The 22,959-nt window shown below is 67.8% G+C and carries 26 protein-coding genes and 1 tRNA gene; 4 read left to right on the top strand and 23 right to left on the bottom strand.

The window, feature by feature from the left end; all coding sequences use genetic code 11:
- Positions 1 to 5: 5 nt before the first annotated feature.
- Complete coding sequence (locus ACQUSQ_RS10710) at positions 6 to 560, top strand: metal-dependent hydrolase (RefSeq protein WP_435069016.1); 555 nt, start codon at positions 6 to 8, stop codon at positions 558 to 560.
- A 3-nt stretch (positions 561 to 563) separates the two neighbouring features.
- Here ACQUSQ_RS10710 and cofG read toward each other — a convergent pair whose 3' ends face one another.
- The 5 genes from cofG to ACQUSQ_RS10685 form a co-directional block, all read right to left on the bottom strand.
- Positions 564 to 1,694 carry a 7,8-didemethyl-8-hydroxy-5-deazariboflavin synthase subunit CofG gene (gene cofG / locus ACQUSQ_RS10705; protein WP_435069014.1) on the bottom strand — a complete coding sequence of 377 codons (1,131 nt, stop codon included), beginning with the start codon at positions 1,692 to 1,694 and terminating at the stop codon, positions 564 to 566.
- 44 nt (positions 1,695 to 1,738) lie between these two features.
- Positions 1,739 to 2,350, bottom strand: coding sequence for a 2-phospho-L-lactate guanylyltransferase (gene cofC, locus ACQUSQ_RS10700; RefSeq protein ID WP_435069012.1), 612 nt, complete (start codon positions 2,348 to 2,350; stop codon positions 1,739 to 1,741).
- A gap of 2 nt (positions 2,351 to 2,352) precedes the next feature.
- A complete protein-coding gene (locus ACQUSQ_RS10695) occupies positions 2,353 to 3,153 on the bottom strand; it encodes a hypothetical protein (protein ID WP_435069010.1) in 801 nt (266 codons plus the stop codon).
- Positions 3,122 to 4,309: a tubulin/FtsZ family protein gene (locus tag ACQUSQ_RS10690; RefSeq protein ID WP_435069008.1), complete on the bottom strand. Its 1,188-nt coding sequence runs from the start codon at positions 4,307 to 4,309 to the stop codon at positions 3,122 to 3,124. The genes ACQUSQ_RS10695 and ACQUSQ_RS10690 overlap by 32 nt, the downstream gene beginning before the upstream one ends.
- Positions 4,310 to 4,467: 158 nt before the next feature.
- Positions 4,468 to 5,352 carry a complex I NDUFA9 subunit family protein gene (locus tag ACQUSQ_RS10685; RefSeq protein ID WP_435069006.1) on the bottom strand — a complete coding sequence of 295 codons (885 nt, stop codon included), beginning with the start codon at positions 5,350 to 5,352 and terminating at the stop codon, positions 4,468 to 4,470.
- Between the two features lie 146 nt (positions 5,353 to 5,498).
- On the opposite strand from ACQUSQ_RS10685, the gene tmk reads away from it, so the two are divergent.
- Positions 5,499 to 6,077 carry a dTMP kinase gene (gene tmk, locus ACQUSQ_RS10680; RefSeq protein ID WP_435069004.1) on the top strand — a complete coding sequence of 193 codons (579 nt, stop codon included), beginning with the start codon at positions 5,499 to 5,501 and terminating at the stop codon, positions 6,075 to 6,077.
- On the opposite strand, the gene ACQUSQ_RS10675 is transcribed toward tmk, so the two are convergent.
- From ACQUSQ_RS10675 to ACQUSQ_RS10610, 14 genes are all read right to left on the bottom strand, one after another.
- Positions 6,074 to 6,385, bottom strand: coding sequence for a hypothetical protein (locus tag ACQUSQ_RS10675; protein WP_435069003.1), 312 nt, complete (start codon positions 6,383 to 6,385; stop codon positions 6,074 to 6,076). The two genes, tmk and ACQUSQ_RS10675, sit on opposite strands and share 4 nt — an antisense overlap.
- Before the next feature lie 38 nt (positions 6,386 to 6,423).
- Positions 6,424 to 6,906 (bottom strand): DUF5813 family protein, encoded by a 483-nt coding sequence (locus ACQUSQ_RS10670; protein WP_435069001.1) that lies wholly within the window; start codon positions 6,904 to 6,906, stop codon positions 6,424 to 6,426.
- 403 nt (positions 6,907 to 7,309) lie between these two features.
- Positions 7,310 to 7,394 (bottom strand) — tRNA-Leu (locus ACQUSQ_RS10665).
- A 118-nt stretch (positions 7,395 to 7,512) separates the two neighbouring features.
- Positions 7,513 to 8,373, bottom strand: a complete 861-nt coding sequence (locus ACQUSQ_RS10660; protein ID WP_435069000.1) for an aminotransferase class IV — start codon at positions 8,371 to 8,373, stop codon at positions 7,513 to 7,515.
- The gene (locus ACQUSQ_RS10655; RefSeq protein WP_435068999.1) at positions 8,358 to 8,939 is read right to left on the bottom strand and encodes an anthranilate synthase component II; all 582 of its coding nucleotides are present in this window, start codon (positions 8,937 to 8,939) and stop codon (positions 8,358 to 8,360) included. Before ACQUSQ_RS10655 ends, ACQUSQ_RS10660 begins: the two co-directional genes overlap by 16 nt.
- A complete protein-coding gene (gene pabB / locus ACQUSQ_RS10650) occupies positions 8,936 to 10,384 on the bottom strand; it encodes an aminodeoxychorismate synthase, component I (RefSeq protein WP_435068997.1) in 1,449 nt (482 codons plus the stop codon). Before pabB ends, ACQUSQ_RS10655 begins: the two co-directional genes overlap by 4 nt.
- Positions 10,385 to 10,402: 18 nt before the next feature.
- The gene (locus ACQUSQ_RS10645; protein WP_435068995.1) at positions 10,403 to 10,948 is read right to left on the bottom strand and encodes a peptidylprolyl isomerase; all 546 of its coding nucleotides are present in this window, start codon (positions 10,946 to 10,948) and stop codon (positions 10,403 to 10,405) included.
- On the bottom strand, positions 10,945 to 11,955 hold the full coding sequence (locus ACQUSQ_RS10640; RefSeq protein WP_435068993.1) for a hypothetical protein: 1,011 nt from the start codon (positions 11,953 to 11,955) through the stop codon (positions 10,945 to 10,947). Before ACQUSQ_RS10640 ends, ACQUSQ_RS10645 begins: the two co-directional genes overlap by 4 nt.
- Entirely contained in the window at positions 11,945 to 12,931 is a 987-nt protein-coding gene (locus ACQUSQ_RS10635) for a S49 family peptidase (protein WP_435068990.1), read from the bottom strand. The genes ACQUSQ_RS10640 and ACQUSQ_RS10635 overlap by 11 nt, the downstream gene beginning before the upstream one ends.
- A gap of 45 nt (positions 12,932 to 12,976) precedes the next feature.
- A complete protein-coding gene (locus ACQUSQ_RS10630) occupies positions 12,977 to 13,744 on the bottom strand; it encodes a CehA/McbA family metallohydrolase (RefSeq protein ID WP_435068988.1) in 768 nt (255 codons plus the stop codon).
- A gap of 48 nt (positions 13,745 to 13,792) precedes the next feature.
- A complete protein-coding gene (locus ACQUSQ_RS10625; RefSeq protein ID WP_435068986.1) occupies positions 13,793 to 16,099 on the bottom strand; it encodes an efflux RND transporter permease subunit in 2,307 nt (768 codons plus the stop codon).
- 58 nt (positions 16,100 to 16,157) lie between these two features.
- The gene (locus ACQUSQ_RS10620; protein ID WP_435068984.1) at positions 16,158 to 17,786 is read right to left on the bottom strand and encodes a COG1361 S-layer family protein; all 1,629 of its coding nucleotides are present in this window, start codon (positions 17,784 to 17,786) and stop codon (positions 16,158 to 16,160) included.
- 129 nt (positions 17,787 to 17,915) lie between these two features.
- On the bottom strand, positions 17,916 to 18,935 hold the full coding sequence (locus tag ACQUSQ_RS10615; RefSeq protein ID WP_435068982.1) for a lamin tail domain-containing protein: 1,020 nt from the start codon (positions 18,933 to 18,935) through the stop codon (positions 17,916 to 17,918).
- A 61-nt stretch (positions 18,936 to 18,996) separates the two neighbouring features.
- A complete protein-coding gene (locus ACQUSQ_RS10610; RefSeq protein WP_435068981.1) occupies positions 18,997 to 19,560 on the bottom strand; it encodes a hypothetical protein in 564 nt (187 codons plus the stop codon).
- Between the two features lie 101 nt (positions 19,561 to 19,661).
- Between ACQUSQ_RS10610 and ACQUSQ_RS10605 the strand changes: the two genes are divergently transcribed.
- Positions 19,662 to 20,336 (top strand): HAD family hydrolase, encoded by a 675-nt coding sequence (locus tag ACQUSQ_RS10605; protein WP_435068979.1) that lies wholly within the window; start codon positions 19,662 to 19,664, stop codon positions 20,334 to 20,336.
- 40 nt (positions 20,337 to 20,376) lie between these two features.
- Positions 20,377 to 20,781, top strand: coding sequence for a peptide-methionine (R)-S-oxide reductase MsrB (msrB, locus tag ACQUSQ_RS10600; RefSeq protein ID WP_435068977.1), 405 nt, complete (start codon positions 20,377 to 20,379; stop codon positions 20,779 to 20,781).
- On the opposite strand, the gene ACQUSQ_RS10595 is transcribed toward msrB, so the two are convergent.
- Genes ACQUSQ_RS10595 through ACQUSQ_RS10580 form a run of 4 tightly spaced genes read right to left on the bottom strand, consistent with a single transcriptional unit; the run spans position 20,778 to position 22,921 of the window.
- Positions 20,778 to 21,212, bottom strand: coding sequence for a universal stress protein (locus ACQUSQ_RS10595; protein ID WP_435068975.1), 435 nt, complete (start codon positions 21,210 to 21,212; stop codon positions 20,778 to 20,780). The two genes, msrB and ACQUSQ_RS10595, sit on opposite strands and share 4 nt — an antisense overlap.
- A gap of 53 nt (positions 21,213 to 21,265) precedes the next feature.
- On the bottom strand, positions 21,266 to 21,520 hold the full coding sequence (locus tag ACQUSQ_RS10590) for a DUF7385 family protein (protein WP_435068973.1): 255 nt from the start codon (positions 21,518 to 21,520) through the stop codon (positions 21,266 to 21,268).
- 37 nt (positions 21,521 to 21,557) lie between these two features.
- A complete protein-coding gene (locus ACQUSQ_RS10585; protein ID WP_435068971.1) occupies positions 21,558 to 22,271 on the bottom strand; it encodes a fumarylacetoacetate hydrolase family protein in 714 nt (237 codons plus the stop codon).
- A 38-nt stretch (positions 22,272 to 22,309) separates the two neighbouring features.
- The gene (locus tag ACQUSQ_RS10580) at positions 22,310 to 22,921 is read right to left on the bottom strand and encodes a translation initiation factor IF-2 subunit beta (protein ID WP_435068969.1); all 612 of its coding nucleotides are present in this window, start codon (positions 22,919 to 22,921) and stop codon (positions 22,310 to 22,312) included.
- Positions 22,922 to 22,959: the final 38 nt, after the last annotated feature.

Below are 22,959 nucleotides of genomic sequence, written 5' to 3'. Positions count from 1 at the left end.
CAGTCATGATGGCGACGACGCACGCGGCGGTCGGCCTCCTCCTCGCCCTCCCGCTGACCGTCGTCGCCCCCGAGCTGGCGCCGGTGGCCGCGCTCGCCGGCCTCGCCGGCGGCATCTTTCCGGACCTCGACCTCCTCGCCGGCGTCCACCGCCGGACGCTTCACTTCCCCGACTACTACTGGCTGGGCGCGCTCCCCGCTCTCGCGCTCGCCGTCGTCGACCCCCGTCCTGCGACCGTCGCCGTCGCGTGGTTCTTCCTCGCGGCCGCCGTCCACTCCGTGACCGACGTGTTCGGCGCGGGAACTGAGGCCCGGCCGTGGGAGCGTACCTCCGTCGAGGCGGTGTATCTCCACTCGCGCCGGCGCTGGATTCGCCCCCGCTACTGGGTGCGCTACGACGGCGCCCCGGAGGATTTCCTGCTCACCGTCGTCTGTTTCGCGCCGGGACTGACGCAGTTCGGGCCGACCCTTCGACGCCTCAGCCTCGTCGGCATCGCCGTCGGCGGCGGGTACACGCTCGTCCGAAAGCGACTGCCGGCGGTCGAAGAGCGATGGCTGTGAGCCTCACTCGTGAACGGGTGGCCCGCCGGCGAACCGCGCCATCGAGTCGGCCAGCGTCTCGCTGACCGCCGGGTGGAGCCACGACCCCGCCGCCGGCGTCACGTCATCCCGTCTGAACGCCGCCGGCAGATAGCGCTCGTGTGTGGGGAGCCGTTCCCGCAGCGGCACGCCGGCGTCGGCCGCGAGCGACGTGAGTTCGTCGAGCGCGGGCCACGCGTAGTCGGGGTTGATGTAGTCGTCCGTGACGGGCGACACCCCGCCGAGGTCGTCGACGCCGCAGTCCAGCAGTTCCGCCGTCGGCGAGAGGTTCGGTGGCACCTGCACCGACACCTCGGACGGGAGCGCCGCCCGCGCCATCGCCACCGTCTCGCGCATCGTCTCGACGCTCGGCCGGTCGAAGTCCGAGCGCTCGTTCGGCACGACGTTCTGGACGATGACCTCCTGCACGTGGTCGTAGCGCTCGTGGAGTTCGCCGATGGCGAGCAGGCTCTCGGCGCGGTCCCGCCGAGTCTCGCCGATGCCGACGAGGATACCCGTCGTAAAGGGCACGCCAGCCGCGCCGGCGGCGCGAATCGTCCCCAGACGGCGCTCGGGCGTCTTCCGTCGCCCGCCGGCGTGGGCGTCCACGTCCGCCGTCGTCTCCAGCATGACGCCCATGCTCGCGTTGACCGCGGCGAGGCGGTCGAGTTCGTCTTCCCGGAGGTCACCCGGGTTGCTGTGAGGGAGCAGTCCCACGTCGAGTGCCATCTCGCAGGCCTCGACGAGGTAGTCGAGAACGGTGTCGTGACCCCACTCGTCGAGTTGCTCGTGCACCTGCGTGTAGCGCTCGTCGGGCGCGTCGCCGAAGGTGAAGAGCGCCTCCGTACAGCCCGCTTCGGCGCCGTACTGGAGTTGCTCGCGCACCGCCTCGGGCGGCATCAGCGTCGCCTCGCCGGGCACGTCGTAGAACGAGCAGTAGGTGCAGGTGTAGCGGCAGGCGGTCGTCAGCGGGAGGAAGACGTTGCGCGCGAAGGTGAGTTCGGGCGCCGAATCGACGTCCGCGGGCGTCACGTCGAGGAGGGCGTCGACCGCGCCGTCGTCGACGAGTGTCGACGGGTCGACGCGTTCGTCGTCCGTCTCCGGGGCCCGTACCATAGGTCGACTCGCGCCCCGACGGGCAAAAAACCCGCTCTCTGCCGTTACTCGCGCCGCACTCCGACCCGGCCACCGCTCGCGTCGAGTTCGAACCCCGCCGCCCGGAGCCACGACGCCGCCTCGCCGTCGCCGTGGAGGAGTACCTCGACCAAATCAGCCGGTACGTCCACGTCGGTCGCCAGCCGCATCGAGTCGACGACCCCAATCGATGCACCGATCTCGCGGGCGAGCGCTCGGTGGTCACGATAGGAGACGCCGTGGAAGTCGACGCGAAACTCGGGGTGGTCGACGACGAGGGCGTTCGTCCCGCCGCCCCGTCCCGGCGCGATGGCGACGTCGGCGTCGGCCGCGGCGTCGGTGAGACGGTCGACCGCCGCCGATGTCACCAGCGCGAGGTCAGCGACGACGATTCCGACCCGTTCGTCGCCGAGGCGGGCGTTTATCGCCGCCGAGAGCGGGCGCTCGTCGACGGTTACGGACGTATCGACCGACACCGGAGCAGTCGCGAGTACCTCGGCGGTGTGGCCCGCATCGGCGACTGCCTCACACACGTCACGGAGCATCGCCCGCGAGAAGGCGCCGCGTTCCGCGGCGTCGAGAACCCCGTCGAGTCGCGTCTTCGGCGTCGTCGACTCGAAGGGGACGAGAAATCGCATCCCTAACTGAGCGGGTCTTCCGGGCCCTGCTGGGAGCGCCAGTAGAGGATGCCACCCACTAGCAGGGCGAGGACGACCAGCCCGACACCGGCGTAGATGAGCAGTTGTTGGGTCTGCTGGGACTGCTGGGCCTGTTCGGCCTGACTCGCCGACCGGTTGGCGAGGTTGGTCGCCACGTCGAAGCTCCCGTCTTCGTACGCCGCGATGGCGTCGTCGTAGTTCGCCTGTGCGTCGCTCGGGTTCGCGCCGCTCGCCCGGGCCTGTTCGAGTTCGTCGCCCGCGCGGTCGATGGCCTCACGCGCCGACGCGCTCTGTTCGGTGTAGTGGTGGGTCTGCCACGTGTCGATGGTGTTGCTCGCACCGCCCGCCTGCCCGCGCTGGAGTTGTAGCAACTGGAACTCCTGTGCCGGGTCGTAGCTGTAGGTGTCGACGGCGGGGACCGTCCCCGTGACCCGGACTTCGACCTCCGAGATGCCGTCGCTGGCCCGAATCCCGACGTTCGAGAAGGACTGTCCCGTCGGCTCTATCAAGTCGACCTGTGACCCCGTCTGGTCGTAGAACACGATGGTCCACGAGACGTCGGTCAGTTCGGTCGACCCGGAGAGCTGCCACTGCTCGCTCTGGGGGTTCTGATACAGTTCGTCAAGCGTGACGGATGCCGATACCTGCGTTCCGACTTGGGCTTCTTCGGGGACGTCCTCGCCAGTGACGCTGACCGCTGCGGCCGGAACGGTCGCAGCGAGCAACACGACGACTGTGGCGAGGACGACCCTAGAAGAGTGACTCGAGTTCGTCCTCGTCATCTTCGACTAAGTTCTGGAGGTTGGCTTCGCTCTCTTCGCGGATTTCGTTGATGTTGTCCTGCGCTTCGATGGCGACCTGCTGTAGCTCTTTGATGCGGGGAACGTTCGTGACGCCGGACAGCAGGATGGCGGAGGCGACGAAGTCGCTGTTGTTGATGGGGTAGTCGCCGCCACGGACTTCCATGCTTCCGGTCTGCTCTTCGAGCCACTTCCGCCCGCGCTCGATGCCTTTCCGGTTGAGGTAGGCGGAGGGCCCGGCCATCACGAGCAGCGCGCGCTCGGTGCCGTCGATTTCACAAGGGAGGGTCAGACGCCCGAGCGCCGCCTTGCGGACGAGGCTGGTGATGCGGTTCGTGGTGTTCGCGGAGTCGAGTTGGTCCTCGATGGACTCGTCGTTGCCCGTAAAGCGCGAGAGCAAGCCGCCCGACTGCTGTTTGCGCTCGACCGTCTCCCGGGCGTAGCCGACGGTGGAGACGCCGCCGCCCGAGAGCGTGTTGATAATCTCCGAGCTGTCGACGACGGATTCGGCGACCTCTTGGCCCTGTTTGACCTCGCCGGCGCCGAAGAGGATGCCGAACCGCTTGACGATTTCCTCGTTTATCTCGTCGTAGCCGCTCTGGACGGACTCGCCCGTCTGTCGCCACGCGTCGTTGTCGAAAACGAGCAGGTTGTCCACCTCGTTGACGAGCGTCTGGAAGGAGCGAGCGGCATTGAGCGTGTAAATCCCTCCCTCGTCGCTGCCGGGGAGGATGCCGAGGCCGTAGACTGGTTCCGTGTAGATGCGCTTGAGGTGTTTCGCGAGGACGGGCGCGCCACCGCTCCCCGTCCCGCCGCCGAGGCCGGCGACGATGAGGAAGGCGTCGACTTCGTGGACCGGAATGCCGTCGATGGCGCCCTGTACCTCGCCGATGTCCTCCTCGGCGACTTCTGCGCCGAGTTCGTTGTCGGCGCCGACGCCGTGTCCTTTCACGCGGGACTGGCCGATGAGCACCCGCTGGTCCTGTGGGATGTGCTCTAAGCCCATCAGGTCGGCCTTCGCCGTGTTCACCGCCACGGCCGCGCGGACGATTTCGCTCCCCGTACGCTGGTCGTACTCGAGGAACTTATCGACGATTTTGCCCCCGGCCTGACCGAATCCAATCATGGCCAGTTTCATAGTTTCAGACCCCGTTTCATTGGGAAGAACCCAAGCGCAAAACGACCATAAACCTTGTGGGCGTGCGCACTTCCGCTCCCAAATTCTATCGTCGATATCGCCCGACGGCGCGACGATTCGACTCGTCGCGGCGATGTCGGACGGGCGTCTGCCGCTCGTCAGTCAGCGAGGTACCCGCCGAGCGTCTGTAGCTCCGACTCCTCGACGCCGAACGCCTCGATGTCGTTGTGGTCGGTGGTGTTGTCGAAGCGCAGCGAGCGGTACTGGTCGGCGCCCATCGGCGCCCCGGGAAGCGCTCCGAGCGCCGACAGGCCGACTTTCGCCAGCGCCATCGGAACCGGGATGACCGTCGCCGGCCGCCCCTCGCTCCCGTGGACGATGCGCGCAATCTCCGCGAGCGTCAGTTTCTCCGGCCCGCCGAGTTCGTACACGCCCTCGTCGTAGGCGTCGTCCTCGATGGCCGTCGCGAGCATCGGCACCAAGTCGCCAATCCAGAGTGGCTGGAACCGTGTCTTCCCGCCGCCGGGGAGCGGCGTCAGATACGGTGGCGCGAGTTTCTTCGTGAACGAGACGAACTCGCCGCCGTCGCCGAAGATGACCGACGGGCGGAAAATGACGTAGCGAAGCGAGGACGACCGGACGATTTCCTCGGCCTCGCCCTTTGCGCGGATGTACGCTGTATCCCCGTTCGGGTCCGCGCCCAGCGCACTCATCTGGGCGATTTTCTCGACGCCCATCTCCTCGGCCGCCTGCACGACGTTTTCCGTTCCCTGTCGATGCACCCGGTCGTGCATCTCGTCGCCGCCCGAGGGCTTGAACAGTGGCGAGAGCGCGACCAAGTTGACGACGATATCCTGCCCTCGCATCGGTTCGAGCAGCGAGTCGTAGGCCGTCACGTCGCCCATCGCCTTCTCGACGCCGCCCGGCAGGTCGCCCTCGCTCGGCCGCCGCGCGAGCGCCGTCACCGAGTGGCCCCGCGATTTCAACTCACGGCACAGATGTCGACCGACGAAGCCGCTCCCACCGGTCACCAGAATCTTCATAGGCTATACATTTCCGTGAATCGACCTAAACCTAACGCGCCGTCAACGGTTCACACGGCGGCGTCGCCCGCGGCCACTCGTGTCGGCCGCCGAAGGGGTCGGCCGCGGACCCCGGCAGTTAACCCCCCGCCCCGGCAACTCCGGCTATGCTCCTCACGCTGGAGGGACTCGACGGCAGCGGCAAGACGACGGCTTGGCGGGCGCTTCGTGACCGCTATCCATCCGCCGTGTTCACTCGCGAACCCACCGATTCGTGGTACGGCGACGCCGTCTACCGCTCCGTCGACGACGAGGACGCCGACCCGCTGGCCGAACTGTTTCTCTACACCGCCGACCACGCCGACCACCTCTCGCGTGTCGTGCGCCCGGCGCTCGAAGACGGGTCGCTCGTCGTCTCCGACCGCTACTCCGACTCGCGAATCGCGTATCAGGCCGCGACGCTCGCCGACTCCCCCATCGACGACCCCTTCGACTACATCCACGACCTTCACGAACCCTTCTCGCGGGCGCCCGACGCGACGCTGTATTTCGATATCGACCCCGAGACGGCGGCGGAGCGAAGCGGCGAGACGAACAAGTTCGAGCGCGCCGACTACCTCCGGACCGTCCGCGAACAGTACGAGCGACTCATCGAAGCGGAGCCGGATCGGTTCGTCCGCATCGACGCCACACGGACCCGGGAAGCCGTCCTCGACGACGTCTTCGACGCCGTCGAGCGTCTCTAGGTGTCCGGGAGGTCGTACTCCGCCGGAGACGGCAGGTACAGCACGTCGATGCTCACCCCGAGCGCCATCGGGAGCGCGACCATCAGGCCGAGGACGGCGGCCGCGCTACCGAGGTCGATGCCCACGCCGAGGCTGAACGACACGATGGTCGTCACGACGAGAACGACGGGGACCAAGAACCCGACGTAGACGGCACTCCCCCAGCGCGTCGCGAGTTGGAGGCGGAGAAATCGGGTCAACACCGCCGCGAGAAGCGTGTTGACCGCGAAGACGGCGGCCATCAGCGCGACATCCAGAATCGTCGCCATGCCGGAGGAAGACGCTCCACCGGCTTTTCGCTGTCGGCTTACTGGCCGGCCCGTCGCGCTTGGTCGAGCAGTCCCGCGACCGGGTCGACGTACTCGTAGCCCGGGATGATTCCCTGCACGTACGTCCCCTCGACGTAGTCGACGATTGCCGCCGCGTCGTCGACGCCCCGCTGCTCGTTGATGTCGGTGAACGTGAACTCGGCGACCACCTTCCCGTCTCGAACCTCGACCCGCGGGTCGAAGTCGTGGTCGCCGCGAACGACGCCGTCGGCGTCGGCGACGCGGAGTTCGAACGTCTCGACCCATCCCTCCTCAACGACGTCGGCGACGTCGCCGTCGACGGCCGCCGAGAGCGTGGGCACGCGAATCTGTACCGTGTAGTCGATGCGGCCCTCGACTTCCTCCGCTTCGACCGTCGCGTCGAAGGTGGTCGTCGTCGACGCGAAGCGACCGTCGTCAATCCGCTCGAAGGAATCGTGGCTGCGGAACGCACGGGCGGCTCTGCCGGCTGTCTCGCTCATACTCCCATCAGGGGGTGCGCGGCCAAAAGCCCCTCGCGTTGGGTCGCGGTTTCGGCATCCCACTCATCCTGCCGCCGGCGGCAACGTTAAGTTCCTTCCCCCGTTCGTACCATGTGACGCTTCGTCTGGAGGGCCGAAGCGTCAGCGGGGACCAATTCAGGGCGGCAAGCGAACGTACGGACCCTCTTTCCCCGTACGCTCGCTTTTCGCTTTGTCAGTACACTACCGAGCCACCGGCTCGCGATTCGTTCTATGCACAGCAGTTTCTTCTCGGCACGCTCTGCACGTTCGGAGACAGTGCGAGGGAGGGGATTCTCACCACGGTCGTTTCGCTCGCGTTCGCTCGCTCCACTTTCCGGTTCGAATCCTGGACGCACTGCTCCTCACGTTCGTTCGGAGACAGTGCGAGGGAGGGGATTCGAACCCCCGAACTCCTTCGAGAGCGGGTCTTAAGCCCGCCGCCTTTGGCCTGGCTCGGCCACCCTCGCCCGACTGCCCGTTTCCCGCACCTCCGCAAGTGGCTTTCGGTCGGGGAACTCACGCTCGTCGTCCGGTCGCCGCCTCGCGGCGTCGACACCGGGGGCGGCGTAGTCGACGACCGCCCGGCTAACTGGTGTACTGCGACTCGACTCGCCGGTCGAACGCCGCCGCGAGACGGTCCGTTATCGGCCCGCCGCCGACGGAAACCCCGTCGACTGTCGCTATCGGGCGCAGTTCCCACGTCGTGTTCGTCAGGAACGCCTCGTCGGCGCTCCGGACCGCGCTCACCCCGTAGGTCCCCGTCTCGACCGGAATCCCGAGGTCGGCGGCGAGTTCGAGGACGACCGCTCGCGTCACGCCCGGCAGAATCGGCCCCGCGAGCGACGGCGTCCGGAGTATCCCGTCGTCGACGAAGAAGACGTTGCTCGTCGCGCCCTCCGCGACGGCGCCGTCGACGTCCCGGACGAGCGCCTCGTCGGCGTCGGTCCCCCGGAGTTCGAGTCGAGCCAGAATCCCGTCGAGGTAGTTGTGTGTCTTGGCCTCTGCCGGCATCGCCGACTCGGGAATCCGCCGGCGTTCGACCGTCCGCACGGTGGCGGGGGCTTCCCACACCGATTCGCCGTCGACACCCCCTCGGGGAAGCGGTTTGACGATGACGACGACCGACGGGTCGACGTCCTCGGCGGGGGTCAGCTTCCCCGGTTGGACGCCGCGGGTCACCGACGCGCGGACGTACGCGTCGTCGAGGCCGTTCGCGTCGAGCGTCGCCGCGATTCGGTCGTGCATATCTTCGGGCACGGCCTCGGCCATCCCCAGCGTCTCGCAGGTGCGTTCGAGTCGGTCGCGGTGGGCCGCCCACTCGAAGACGTCGCCGCCGTAGGCGCGACACGTCTCGAAGGCGGCGTCGCCGTAGAGGAAGCCGCGGTCCTCGACGCTGACCGTCGCCTCGCTCGCGTCGACCAGCCGACCGTTCACGTGGTACTGCATAGGTCCAAGAAGTTGCGGATGAGTCGTTTGCCGCCGTCCGTCAGGATGCTCTCGGGGTGGAACTGCACGCCGATGTGAGGTTGCTCCCGGTGGCGAACGCCCATCACGATGCCACGGTCGTCGTCCGTCCACGCCGTCTCGACGAGGCTGTCGGGTACGTCGCCGCGCTCGACCGCCAGCGAGTGATAGCGCCCCACTTCGAACCGGTCGGGTAGCCCGGCGAACACGCCCTGTCCGTCGTGGCGAATAGTCGACCGCTTACCGTGGACGACTTCGGGCGCGTGCCCGACCGTCGCGCCGTGGACCGCACACAGCGCTTGGTGGCCGAGACAGACGCCCAGCGTCGGATACTCGCGCTCGGCGAAGACAGGCATCGACACGCCCGCGTCCTCGGGCGTCCCCGGCCCCGGCGAGACGACGATGCCGTCCGGGTCGAGCGCGTCGATATCCGCGAGGTCGACGGCGTCGTTCCGGCGGACGAGTACCTCGTCGGCCGCCTCGCCCACGTACTGGACGAGGTTGTACGCGAAGGAGTCGTAGTTGTCGACGACGAGCACTCGCGTCACTCCCCCACCTCCATCTCTTGGTCGTCGTCGAGCGCGGTGTCGACGGCGGTGACGAGCGCTCGCGCCTTCGCCAGCGTCTCGTCGTACTCCCGGTCGGGGTCCGAGTCGTGGACGACGCCCCCGCCCACCCGGAGGTGGTACTCGTCGCCGTGCCGCACCAGCGTCCGGATGATGATGTTGAGCGTCGCGCGCCCGTCGAAGCCGATAATCGCCATACTGCCCGTGTACGGGCCGCGCCGGCGCTGTTCGACCTCGTCGATTATCTCCATCGTCCGCGGCTTGGGTGCGCCGGTAATCGTCCCGCCGGGGAACGTCGCGCCGATGGCGTCGGCGAGGTCGTACTCCGCTGCGAGGTCACCCGTCACCGAGGAGACGAGGTGAAACACCTCGGAGTAGCGGTCGACGCGGCGGTACTCGTCGACCGTGACCGAGCCGTACTCGCTCACCTTCCCGAGGTCGTTGCGTTCGAGGTCGACCAGCATGGCGTGTTCCGCGCGCTCTTTCTCGTCGCTCTGTAGGTCGGCTTCGAGCCGCCGGTCCTCGGCGTCGTCCGCACCCCGCGGCCGCGTCCCCGCAATCGGCTCCGTCCGCAGGAAGTCGCCGTCGCGTTCGAGGAGGAGTTCCGGGCTCGCGCTCACGAGGTCGACTCCGGGGAACTCCAGCAGTCCGGAGTACGGCGCCGGATTCACCGTCCGGAGCGCGGCGAAGACGTCGACCGGGTGGACCGCCGCGGGCGCGGTCAGCCGATGCGAGATGTTCGCCTGAAACGTGTCGCCGTCGCGGATGTACTCCTGCACCCGCCGGACGCGGTCACCGTACGCCGCCCGGTCACAGGAACTCTCGAAACTCACCGGCCCCGACACGGGCGGGTCGCCGACCGAGGGGTCGCCCGTCGTCGCGGCATCGGCGAGTTCCCGTGCCCGTTTCACGCCCCGCTCGTACGCCGCCTCGGGGTCGTCACCGACTCGCGGCGTCGCGACGGCACGGAGCGTCGACTCGCCCGCCTCCCACGCCACGAGACACGTGTAGCGGGCGAGTTGGAGCCGCGGTAGCCCCCGGTCGTCGACGGTGGTCGACGGCAGGGCTTCGATTTCTCTGACCGTGTCGTACGACAGCCACCCGAAGAAGCCGCCGGGGTAGGGTATCTCGCAGTCGCCACGCGCCAGCGACTCCCCGGCCGTCAACTCCCGTATCGTGTCGAGGACGCCCGGCGACTCGTCCGCGCCCACCTCGTGAACCGCGTCGGGGTCGACGCCGAAATAGCCCCAGCCGGGCTGGCCGCCGGACGTTTCGAGGAAGACCGACGGCGCACCGCGTCGGGCACGTCGATAGGCGTCGAACGGGTCCGCCTCGAACGACACCTCGATTGGCACGCGCGCCTCGGGTGTTGCGTCCGCGGCCGCGGCGCGGAACGCGTCGAGCGACGTCTCGACCTCTCCGCTCACGCGTTCCCTCCCGCCGCCTCAGCGGTCCACATCGACGGATTCGAGCCGAACGTCGTCGAGCGGCTGGTCGTCCGTGTCCGTCTTCACCGACCCGAGTTCTTCGACGACGTCCATGCCGTCGACGACTTCGCCGAAGACGGCGTGGCTATCGTCGAGGTGGGGCTGGGCGTCCAGCGTGATGAAAAACTGCGAGCCGTTGGTGTCCGGGCCGCGGTTGGCCATCGAGAGCATCCCCGCCTTGTCGTGTCGGAGGTCGGGGTGGAACTCGTCGTCGAAGGTGTAGCCGGGGCCGCCGCGCCCGGTTCCGGTCGGGTCCCCGCCCTGAATCATGAAGTCGTGGATGATGCGATGGAAGGGGATGTCGGCATAGAGCGCGTCACCGCGCGTCTCGCCCGAGTCGGGGTCCTCCCACGTCGTCGTCTCGGGTGCGGGGTCGTCGTTCGCCGCCGGGTCGTGTTCGGCGAGATTGATGAAGTTCTCGACTGTCGTCGGCGCCCGGTCCGCGAACAGTTCGACCGTGATGTCGCCGTGTGTCGTGTGCAGCGTCGCAGTTGGGTTGCTCATACGCTCATCTGGCGGTCCGACGTGATAACCCTGTCCCGTGACAGACGGGCCGTCGCGTTGTTTCCGTCGTCCTCGTCCGCCCCTGTCGACGACCCGCCGGGCGCCTGATAGTCGCCCTCAATCATGAACTCGGCCACGTAGGCAAGCAGGTCCTCGTTGTCGGCGACGCGGTAGCGGTCGCCGCGCATGAACGTCTTGTCCCCGAGCAACAGGGTGTTTCCGCGACGCACCGCCACGCCGTACTCGCCGGTCACGTCGTCGCTCCCCGACTTGTGCGTGTTCGGGGCGCTCCGGAGTAGAACGGTTCCGTCGCGGGCGCTGACGGCCGCCGCCGTGTACATCGCCGCGCGGTCGACGTTCTCGACGTTACCGGCGCCCGTCGGACGGACGAGGACGTGCTTGAACGTCCCGTCGGCGTGTTCCTGATTGTAGAGATACTGCGTCTCGATGCTCATCTGGTAGCTGGAGGCGAGGGTCGTGAGTCGGCTCTCCTGATTCTGGACGCTGGTGCCGACGAGCGTGGCGCTGACCGTCGTCCGGTCCGGTTCGCCGACCATCACGAGCCGGCCGCCATTGCCCGTGAACTGGCGCACGTCGCTGATATCTCCGGGCAGGTACTCCGTCCCGGGGTCGATGACGAGGAAGGCGTCCGCGTCTTCGAGATGCGTCGCCAAGTCGCCGTCGGTGTAGAACTCGACGTGATAGCCCGCGCCGACCAGCGCGTCCACGAGCGGTTCGATATCCGCCCGCGAGAAGCGATTGGAGTGACCGCGGTCGATGAGAATCGTCCCGCTGGCGTCGGCCGCGGGGTCGGGGTTCGGCTCGACCGTCCCCGTCGCGTCGATGGGGTCGGTGGCGATGGTGTCGGGGTCGTACTCGGGGTTCTGGAGCGACTCGTCGTCGCCGCCGTCACTCTGGAGTAGTAGCGGCGCGCCGGTCACCACCGCGACGACGACGGCCGCGGTCAGAACGAGGACGACGAGTCGCGTCCCCAGTTCACGCAGCATGGCTGACCTCCGTTTCACTCGTCGCCGTCAGGGCTGGTTCAGCCGAGGCGTTCGCCGTTGCCCCGCCGCCAGCCGAGTCGTTCGCCGCCGGGTCGACGTACGCCGCCGGGACCATGAGGAACACCGGCTCCGTGGGCGTCTCGCCGTAGAGATACGACGCAGACACCATCGTCTTGTTCGGCGCCGTCGAGGCGACGTAGTTCGACCGCGAGAGGAAGCGCGTGGTGCCGCCGGGGCGCATCACTCGCACGTCGTAGTTGTCGAGGTCTGCCTCGTTCGCCGCGTGTTCGACGGCGGCCTGTCGCCCGCCGATGGAGTCGGCCATGCCGTTCTGGACGGCCTGCGTCCCGCTGTAGAGACGCGCCTGTTCGACTTCGGTTCGCGAGAGCGACAGTTCGTCGCCCCGCTGTTCGAACACGGCGCTGATGAAGGCGTTCCCCAGTGATTCGAGGATGTAGTTGAACTCCCGTTCGTCACCGCCGGTCAGTTTGTTCGGTCCCGTCGTCGAGACGACGCCCGTCGGTTCGAGTTCCTGTGGCGTCGTCGCGAGGACGCCGACGCTCCCGACGGTCGACGCCGGCTTGGTGTAGATGTGGTCGCTCGGCGCAATCGTGTAGTACGCGCCCGAGGCCGCCGAGGCGTCGACGCTCGTGACGAGCGGCATCTCGTTCGCGGTGCGTTTGGTCTGGAGATACAACTCCTCGCTGGCGGCGGCGCCACCACCCCCGCTGTTTACGAGCAATACGACTGCTTTCACGTCCGGGTCGGCGCGGGCTTGCTGGAGCATCGACGACACGCCGGCGGCAGTCGCGCCGTCGATAGTGCCGGAGACGGGGACGACTGCGACGGTCCCCTCGGTCGAGGTTGCGTCCCACGCCACCGGCGCCACCGCCAGCCCGACGACGACTCCGATGACGACGAACAGCACGTACGACCGTGCGATTCGCGTCAGGAGGGCTCGAATTCTGCTCGCCATGCCTACCCGTTAGCATACCACTACAAAAAACGTCGGACGGCCCTGCTATCGCGGCGACAACCGCGCCAAGAGTTGCGCCCCTCGGAGGACGCCCGCCCGTGCCGCGGCCTGTCCCTTGAATGCCCCGGCCTTCGCGTAGTAGCCGCTCTTGCGCGCCGAGCCGATGGCGTAGTGATGGGCCGACGTGGCGATGGGCTGGCTCCGCCCGCGCATCCGCGTGTTGCCCGAACGCATCGCGTCGAGCACTCGGTCGCCGTCGAGGTCGTCGCGCGCGTCGTCGACGACGAGTTCCGTGAACGCCCGCCCCACGTGTGGGACGGAGTGGGCGTCGCTGGCGGCGAGCGCCGGGTAGTCGTGCTCTTCGGCGAAGCGCCGCGCCCGCCGGTTCCGAAAGCCCGTGAACAGCCACGAGTTGAACACCTCGATTGCGTCGCAGTCTACGAGATGGCGGCGGGGGACGCCGTGTCGACTCCGCTGGAACGGGTGGGGGACGACGGCGAGGCCGCCGTGGTCGCGCACCCACGCCACCGTCTCGTCGAGCGGTGCGCGCCGCGGCGGCATCTCGCGGACGCCGATGGCGAGCAGGTGGCCCACCGCCGTCGACACCTCCACGCCCGGAATGCCGACGAGGCCGTACTCCGGCGCGAGTTCCGCCGCCCGGAGCGATTCGTGAATCACGTCGTGGTCGGTGACGACGATTCCGTCGAGGCCAATCTCTGCCGCCTGCTCCAACAGGAGTTCGGCGGGGTCGTGGCCGTCGTAGGAGGCCGCCGAGTGGACGTGGGGGTCGATACGGAGCGTCGTCTGGCTCACACCGATACTCGGTCGCTGAGAGGCATAAGCCTCGTGGCTCGACCACCTTCAGGTGCGCGCGGGCGTCTCGGCGCGGCCGTCGAGGAACGCCTGCACCCGCTCCGACGCCGTGTCGAGGACGATGAGCGTCGGCGGGAGCGTCGCGAGCGCCGCCACCAGCGTCAGGAAGATGACGCCGACGGTCAGGTAGCCGAAGTCCGCGAGGATGGGGAACGGCGACAGTGTCAGCGCCGAGAACCCGAACACGGTGGTCATGCCCGAGACGGAGATGGCCTTGCCGACGCGGGTTGCCGCCGTCTCCACCGCATCGAGTTTGCTCACGCCTGTCCGCGCTTTCTCCTCGTAGTACCGCTCCATCACGATGATGGTGTACTCGGCGCCGATACCGACGGTCATCGCGCCGAGCGACGCCCCCAGCGGCGAGACGGGGATGTTGAGCGCCGCCATGTAGAGGTTCTGCCAGCCGATGACGAACAGCATCGGCACCAGCGGCGCAATCGCTTTCACGAGGTTCCGGTAGTACGCCAACAGGAGGCCGAAGACGAACAGCACGCCCAGCCCCGTCGTCGTGTTCCGGTTCTCGATTTGGTCGACGATAGAGGGCGTCGAGATGACCGCGGACCCCGTCAGCGTCGCGTCGACGCCCGGCGGCGGGTTGCTGAATCGAATCGACTCGCGGACGTTCGAGATGAACGACAGCGTCTCGCCGGTGGTCATGTCCTGTGCCCCGATGACGGTGATGTGGGCCGCGCCGTCGTTGTAGTACCGGGCGCGCTCCTGTTCGGGCACGTCGTCGAGGACGCGCTCGACGCCCCCTCTCGTCTCGGGTATCTCGCCGCCGTTGTGTTCGGCGACGAGCGTCGCCGGCGAGTCGACGCCCTGAATCAGGGGTGCTCCGGTGGCGACCCCCTCGAACCGCTGCATCCAGCGCAACACCTCCGGCTCTTTGAGCCCCTCGCCGGTGACGAGGACGTCGTACTGGACGGCGCTGCCGCCACCGGTCACGGAGCGGAACTGCTGGAGGTCGACGTACGCCGGCAGGTCCTGCGGGACGAACTCCTCGGTGTCGGCCAGCGTATCGAGGCCCTGCCCGGCCTGAACCCCCGCGCCCATCAGCAACAGCGCGACGAGCAACACGATGCCGGGGTTGGCGGCGAGCGTCCGCGACCCGCGACCGAGCGCTCGGCCGACCGTGCCGACGCGGTCAGATTCGGCCGGGTCTGGATTGGTGTCGGCCGCCGACGCGTCTGCGTCCGTTTCAGTCTCGCCAGTTTCGGCCTCGACTTCGTGGCTTCCGAGTTCGCCGAGCCCCCGTCGCCTGAACCGCGCGTACAGCGTCAGGATGGGGAGCAAGACGATGATGCCCGCCAAGAACGTCAACAGGACGCCGAAGATGGACGTCTGGGCGAACCAGACGAACGCGGGCGACCCGATGGTCGATATCCACGTCGCGCCGAAGCCGAGCGCCGCGGCGAGCATCGCGATGAACACCGGCGGCCCGATGCCCGAGAGCGCCCGCGGGAGCGCCGTTCGGGGCGGCGCCGACTCCAGTTCCTCCTCGTAGCGCTCGTGGAACTGCACCGAGTAGTCGATGCCGAGGCCGATGAGGATGGGGAAGACCGAACTCGTCAGCGTCGAGTTCGGAACGCCCGCGTAGCCAATCGCGCCGAACGTGTAGATGACGCCGGTAAACACCGCCACGATGGGGAGCAGACGCAGGCGCACACCCCTGAAGAGGAAAAAGAGCGCGACTATCATCAGCCCCACCGCGAGCCCGAGCAACTGGTTCGTGCTCTGGCCGATGAGCTCCGAGAGTTGCGCGGAGAAGGCGGCCGAGCCGGTGATGATTACGTCGACGCCCGCGGGGAAGCGCGACCACTCCTTGGCGTCCAGCGCCTCGGTGTAGATGGGTCGCTCCTCGGGCTGGGTGAGTCCCGGCTCGAACACCACCTGAATGAACGTCACGTCGGGCGAGCCGACTACCCGCTCTATTTTCGCCTGCGAGTCGGGAATGCGCCCGTACTCGGCCCGGACTTGGTCGGCCGGGCTGGAGACGTAGGCCACGTCCTCGACGCTCGACATCCGGTCGTCGAATCTCGCAATCGCCCTGAGCGTCGCCGGGTTCGTCGTCTCACCCCGGAGCAACACCGAGATAGAGCCGCGGTCGAAAGCGTCGTCGAACCGCTCCAGCGTCGGGTTCTCGGCGGTGAACGCTTGGTCGCCCGTGACGCTCGTAATCTGGGCGGCGCCGCCCAGCGCGGCGAAAAGCAACACCAGCGCGAGCAAGAGGGTGGCGAAGGGGTGGGCCTGAATCTCGTGGCCGACCGAGCGAAACACTCGTCTGAGCGTCCCCATCAGTTCACCTCCCGCTCACCGCTTGCAGTCGGTCGCCCCGTACGACTCGCTTCCGCCGTCATCGCCGGCGATACCAGATACCGCCACCGATTACGAGGACGAGCACCACCGCGACGACGATGGGCACGACCGGCGGCCCCCCTTCGGGTTCGTTCACCGAGACGCCGATGGACATGCCGTCGGTGAACTCCGTGTCGCCGTCGGTTTCGTCGTAGCGCACCTCGATAGACGAGGCGTACTCCTTCGGAAGCGCATCGCTCGTCGCGCTGATTCGGAAGGTCGCGGTGTCCGTCTCACCCGGCTCCATCTGGCCGAGGTAGGCCCCGTCGTCGGACGTCGACAGCGGGTCGCTCGTGAACAGGCGAGCGTTGACGGCAGAGATTGGGTCGTCGCCCACGTACTGCACCTCGGCGCTGAGTTGGGCGGTGCCGCCGGGGGTCACCGTCGTCGAGATGTTCGTCACTTCGAACCGGTCGCGTTCGGGTTCGATGGCGACTGTCTTGCGAATCGGGTTCGACGTCGTCCGCACGTCGCCGTCTGCGTTCTCGTACTCCACGTCGAAGCCGACGGAGTTCGACCCGGGTTCGGCCTCGCTCGGGATGACCGCGGTGAACGACACCTGCGCGGACTCGCCGGGTGCCAGCGTGCCGACTGCGGCCTCACCGTTCGTCGGCGACACCGAGCCGTGGTTCCGCATCCGGACGACGACGTTCCGCGCGGGGGCCGGTCCCGTGTTGACGACGCGGCCCGAGATGGTCGCCTCCGACTCGTCGACGCGGAAGTTCGACGTCGAGAGGTCCTCCAAGGCGAAGGTTCGCTCGCCCCGGACCTCGACGCCCGTCGTCAGCGTGTCCGACTGCTGGCCGATGTCGTTCTCGTCCCGGTACGAGACGACGGCGTCGACCGGATACTCACCGGGCGAGACGTCGCTGGTCGCGCCGACCTGTACCGACACTCGGCGCGTCTCGTTCGGGGCGAGCGACTGCACGAACACGCTCGTCTCCCGCGAGGGAGCCGACGGCGACCCGAAGAAGACGCCCTCGCCGCCCGAGGATAGCTGTACCGACGCGTTCCGCGCCGTCTGTGTCCCCGTGTTCTTGATGGTGAACGCGAGCGACCCCGTGTCGCCGCTGAACAGCCGGTTCGTCCCCTCAGAGACGACGTCGAACTCGGCGCGCTCGTCGATGTGAATCGTCAGGTCGACGGTCTTGGTGCGCTCGGTCCAGACGTACTCGATTTCGGCCGGCCCCGACGGTGTCTCGTCGTAGATGACGGCGCTCGCGTGTCGGTACGTCACTTCGACCGGCACGGTGTAGGTTCCGGGTTCGGCGTCACCGATTTCGAGGTTGAAATCGAACCGGGCGGTGCCGCCCGGCCCGATGCTCCCCGCCGTCACCGTCCCCGTCTTCACGTCGATGGTCGAATCGAGTTGTCCCTCGCGGATGTCCATCTGGACGCTCCGGGCCGTCTGCACTTGGTCTTCGAACCGCCCAATTCCCCCGTCTTCGATGTTGCCATCGTTGCTCGCGACGACGCTCAGAGTCGCTCGCTCGTTCGCCTGAAACGTGTCGTCGGCGACGCTGTACTGTAGCTCCGGGTTCCCCGTGACGACGCTCGACGCCACCGCAGGAACGACCGGCGCCAGCAACAGAAGCCCGACGACCGCCAGAATCGTTATCCGCCTCATAGTCGCTCCTGCGTTCCGTCAGTCATAACGATGACGATTAGCCACATTCCACAGAAACAGAGTTAAACTATACTCAGGTTTTCTTCGGCGACAATTACCGCGGAGTGCCGGATACCGCGCGTCTCGAACTCAGTACGTCACCCGGACCGTTCGGTCAGTGTCACCGTCGACGAGTTTCAACGTGTCGTGGTCGTTATCGAGGATGGGCCGGGGGGCGCCCCAGTACACCACGCCGGCGGCGTCCTGCCCCGACCCGACGCGGACGACGAGTTCCTCGCCCGGTCGGAGCGTCCGGTCACCGAAGAAGTAGTAGTTCTCGTCGGCGATGAGATACCAGTCCGAGAGGTCGACCGTCCGCTCGCCGGCGTTCTCGATGACGACGTACTCGTCGGTCAGCGACGCCGCGTCGTCACCCGGCGGGTTCGGGTGGACGGTGTCGATGCGGACGTTCGAGGTGTTTGCCTCCCGGAGCGGCGACGTCGGTTCCACGACCGCACACGACCAGACGCCGAGTCGAGCGCTCCGGGCAGACCGCTCGGCGTCCGCGTACGTCTCGCCCGTCGCCCGGGCGGCGCCCCGCTCGACCAGTTGCCGGTTGAGCGAGCGGCCGTCCACGCGGACGGTGGCTCCGTCCGCGTCCACCGACTGAACCGACACCGACTCGCCGACGAGACGCGTTCGCGTCTCGATGAGTGCCCGTCGACCCTGCTGGGCGAGACAGGTCCGGCCTCGGCTGCCGGTCAGGACGCCGTCGAACCGGGCCGGGTCGGCGCCGCCGGCGCTCGGCACGTCGAGGCCGGCGAGGCGAACCGTCTGCTGGTCACCCCCGGCGGTCCGGTACGTGAGTCGTCCGCCGTCGCCGATGCCGAGGACCGTCGCGTTCGTCCCGTTCGCTGTCGCGTTGCCCGTCGCCGTCGGGTTCGGCGCTGTCGCGGCCGCCAATCTCGTCGGGTCGTCGCTCCCCGTCGCCGCGTCGACGGCACTCGCCGGCGACTCGGTGGGCGCCACCTGCGCCGTCGCTCCGCCCACGGCCAGCGCCACGGCGACGGCGACGAGCGCGACGCGATAGTCCAGCGCGTCGACTCGCGCGGCAGCCACGGCGCTGGCGACGAGAACGAGCGCGACGGCGAGAGCGATGAGCGAGAGCATGTGAGGCGTCGGCCGCGTTGCTCACGCTGGACGGTCGAGCGACTTAGTTATTCGCCCACACCTACACGAACCGCACCCGACGCACGGTGAGTTCGAGGCTGAAGCGGTCCGAGTCGGTCGACTCCTGAGCGCGTCCGTCCCGCTCGAACCGCACGTCGTTCCGCACCCGCTCCGTCGACCCGGTGCCGAGGCCGTCGTCGTCGTCGCCCGTGTCGAACCAGAACCGGGGGTAGTCCGTGGCGACGATTCGCGCGTAGTCCTCGTGTTCGTACCGGACGCGGACCCGGAACTCGACGTCCCGTATCACTCGGTCGCTGGTGTTTTCGACGTCGAATCGATAGACGACGGTCGCGTACTTCTCCAGCCGGTCCAGTTCGATGACGAACCCCCGGTTGTCTACCTCGACGTCGTCGCTCGCCGCCGGCGCTTCGGTTTCCGTCGGTGACCGTCGTCGCGTCGCCGTCGCCGTCGTCGTCGCCGTCGGTCTCGGCGTCGCTGTCGGCGTCGACGTGCCTCCCGGTGTCGCCGTCTCCTCGATGAACAGCCCGCTACAGCCGCTCAGCGACGCCAGCAGTCCCGCACTCGCTCCGAGAAGCGTCCGGCGCCCGATACGGTCATCCTCCATCGGCCCGGACATAGACCGACGGACGGATTAAACCTCTCCCTTCCCCGAAGACGGCCGGCGCGACCCCTGAACCTTTTGCGCTCTCGACACCAACCTCGACCATGACTTACGAGGCAGTCCTGTTCGACAACGACGGCGTCCTCGTCGAACCGGTCGGGCGGGCGGTCCTCGAACGGGCGACGTGGGAAGCGTTCGACGCACTGGGCGTGCCCGACCCCGCATCCGACGACGTCGAACGGCTCTCTATCGGCGTCACGCCCGACGTCCTCGCCGAGGTGTGTGGCGCGTACGGCATCGACCCCGAGCGGTTCTGGCGCGCCCGCGACTACCACTCCTCTCACGCTCAGCGGGCCGAACTCCGGGCCGGTCGGGCCGCCCTCTACGACGACTTCGACGCCATCCGCGACATCGACGCCCCGCGCGGCATCGTCAGTTCGAACCAGCAGGACACCGTCGAGTTCATGCACGACTTCTTCGCGACGCGTGACCTGTTTCAGACGGCCTACGGACGCACGCCGACCATCCAGAGCCTCGAACGCAAGAAGCCCGAACCGTACTACCTCCGGCGCGCGCTCACCGACCTCGACGTCGACAGCGCGCTCTTCGTCGGCGACAGCGAGAGCGACCTGCTGGCCGCCCGCAACGCCGGCCTCGACGCCGCCTTCGTCCGCCGCCCCCACCGCGAGTCGTACACCCTCTCGGTCACGCCCACCTACGAACTCGACGGCCTCACCGACCTGCTCTCTCTCGACGACGTGCCCGTCCGCGGCCGGTAGTCGGCGCCGAGGCTAAGCCCCTCCAGTCCCTACCACGAGTATGAGCAACGACCAGCGGTCACTCGGTGACCTCTCCGAGGACGAGTGGCGCGAGCGACTCACCGAAGAGGAGTACCACATCCTGCGCGAACAGGGCACCGAACCGAAGTTCAGCGGTGACCTTCTCGACGAGAAAGGCGACGGCACCTTCGTCTGTGCGGGGTGTGGCGCCGAACTCTTCGACGCCGACACCAAGTTCGGCTCCGGAACCGGCTGGCCGAGTTTCTACGACGCGCTCGACGGTGCCGTCGAGTTCGAAACCGACACCAGTCACGGCATGACGCGGACGGAGGTGCGGTGTGCCACCTGCGACGGCCACCTCGGCCACGTCTTCGAGGACGGCCCCGACCCCACCGGCGAGCGCTACTGCATCAACTCCGTCGCGCTGGATTTCGACCCCGATTAGTCCCGTTCGCTGATGTTGACGGTCAGCACCGGCACCGCTGACATCGTCACGACCTTCTGCGAGACGCTGCCGAGCATGTTTCGCTCGTAGTCGGCGCCGTGCGTTCCCATGACGACGAGGTCGATTCCCGCCTCGTCGATGTAGTCGAGGACTTCGTCGGCGGGGTTGCCCTTCCGAATCGCCGTCCGGACGGTGACGCCCTCGCTTTCGAGTCGACTCGCAACTTCGGTGGTCGCGGTTTCGCCCTCCTCGCGGAGGCCGGCGACGACGTCCGATTTCATGCCCTCCTGCAGCGTCAGAAAGGAGCGGTCGTCGACGACGTACAGGGCGTGGACCGTCGCATCGCGGCGCGCGGCGATATCTGCTGCGTGGTCGACCACCGCGTCCATCGACTCGCTCCCGTCCGTCGGGAGCAGAATGTCGTCGTACATCGTGTGCCCGCCGGTTCGGCGCGTACCCCCACACCCTTTTCGGTTCGATTCGCTCAGTGCGTCAACAGGAGCACCCGCTCCGCCGTCCGCGCGAGACAGAAGGGGGCGTCCGGCGGGTTGCCGAAGGTAACCCGGTCGTCGGTCGAGACGAACAGGCGGTCGAACGGGCGGTCACACGCCGGGCAGACATAGTCCGACCGGTTTTCGAGATACATCGACGCGCCGTCCTGTCGCTGGAGTTTGAGTCCCGCGCGGTAGTCGTGAACGTCGAACCCGTCCGAGAGGTCGAGTCGCTCGCCGTCGGCCATGCCACGTGACCGCAGGCGACGACGAAAGGCGTTACGCCTACACGATGTCGTTGCGGAGCGTTCCGACGCCCTCGTAGGTGATTTCGATGGTGTCACCGCGTTCGAGGAGGCCGGGGTTCGCCGGGCTTCCGAAGGAGATGACGTCGCCGGGCCGGAAGGTGTATCGCTCCGAGAGGAAGGCGACGATTTCCTCGGGCGAGAAAATCATCTCATCGGTCGTCGCCGACTGGCGTTGCTCGCCCGAGATGACCGTCTCCATCGCCATCCCGTCGAGGTTGGCCTCTGTCTCTATCCACGGCCCGAGCGGTGCCGCGCCGTCGAAGGTCTTCCGGGCCGTCCGGCGGTCTTGGTCGTACGCGTCGAGGTCGTTCAGAATCGTGTACCCGCGGAGCGCGTCGTCCACCTCGTCGACCGAGAGGTCGTGACATCGCTCGTCGATGACGGCGGCGAGTTCGCCCGCGTAGGTAAAGGAACTCACCCAGTCGGGGTACTCGATTGGCTCCTCCGGCGGGTGAAGTGAGTGGGGTGGCTTGATGAACCAGTCCGGGCGGTCGGGCTTGTCGCCCTCGCCCATCTGCTCGATTTTCGCGCCGAAGTTTCGCCCGGTACAGAAGATTGCGTCGGGGTCACACGGCGCCATCAACTGGGCGTCCTCGCCGACCGTGTAGGTGTCGCCCTCGACGGTCACGCGCCCGTCGTCGTACTCGCCGGTGAGAATCCCCTTCGACGTCGCAATCCGTGCCAGTTTCATGGGCCGACGACGGCCGCCCCCCGTCTATCGTTTTCGCTTTATGCCAACTGCGCGAACGCGAGCGTCCCGCTGATGTTGTCGATGTACGCCTCGACGACCTGCCCCTCCTGTGCGCCGGGGACGAAGATGGTGTACTTTCCTTTCTCCGCGACGCCGTCGCCCTTGCGCCCGGTGCCCGTAATCTCGACTTGGTAGGTCTTGCCCTCCTCCAGCGTCGCCTGCTCGGCCGCCGACGTCTGCTGCGGCCGCTTCTGGACCGGTCGGAAGGCCCCACACGCCGTACAGCGGAGCATGTCCACGCCGTCCTCGCGGACGAGGTTGGTGTCGGGCAGGCCACACTCGGAACACGTGACGTACTCCGTGACGTAGGCGTCGAGCGCGGCGTCGAAGTCGTCGACCGTGAACGAGCCGTTGTAGCGGGCGCGGTCACCGTCGAACTGGCCGTTGGTGCCGAGTTCGCGCTGGATGGAGCGGTGGAGATGTTCGGGGTCGCGGTCGAGCGCTTCCGCGATGTCGCCGAGGTTGGTCAGCCGAGTGAACGCGCCGTCGGTTTCGCCCGCCGGGTCGGGTACCTGCAGTCGGTCGCCCGCCTCGCGGGTCCGCTCCGGGAGCGTGTCGTACGCCCGGTCGAGTGCCGAATCGTAGTTCATACGTTTATGATGGTCCGGCGTCGTAAATCCGTTCCGTG

The organism is Haloplanus sp. C73 (assembly GCF_051195115.1).
In the GTDB taxonomy this organism is placed as follows: domain Archaea; phylum Halobacteriota; class Halobacteria; order Halobacteriales; family Haloferacaceae; genus Haloplanus.
The sequence above is the reverse complement of the archived record's forward strand: the minus strand, read 5'-3'. Positions and strand labels throughout refer to the sequence as shown.